This window comes from Pseudoalteromonas sp. S1612, assembly GCF_005887175.1.
GTDB lineage: Bacteria > Pseudomonadota > Gammaproteobacteria > Enterobacterales > Alteromonadaceae > Pseudoalteromonas > Pseudoalteromonas undina.
This window is the reverse complement of record NZ_PNDH01000092.1, coordinates 1-293: the sequence shown is the minus strand read 5'-3', so window position 1 is coordinate 293 and position 293 is coordinate 1. Positions and strand designations below refer to the sequence as shown.

Sequence of the window (293 nt, the reverse complement as noted above, 5' to 3'; positions counted from 1 at the left end):
TTGTAAGAGTGAACCTCCGACAGCTTGGTTCGCAGTAGGTTACTTTATCCACATCCACGCTTTGGTTTATTTCAGGCACAAAAAAACCGACTTAATGTCGGCTTATGTATGAAAGTGGTGGGCGCAGGAGGATTCGAACCTCCGACCGCCTGGTTCGTAGCCAGGTACTCTATCCAGCTGAGCTATGCGCCCACTTTCATTTTTACTTATTTCGCCATTTAAGAAATTTTATAGAGGGAGGGATTCGGGCCCTCGATAGAGCTACAAACTCTAACATCGCAATATAAAACGTC

The 293-nt window shown here is 45.4% G+C and carries 1 tRNA gene; it reads right to left on the bottom strand.

What is annotated here, in order from left to right:
* Positions 1-115: 115 nt before the first annotated feature.
* A tRNA-Arg gene (locus CWB78_RS18235) sits at positions 116-192 on the bottom strand.
* Positions 193-293: the final 101 nt, after the last annotated feature.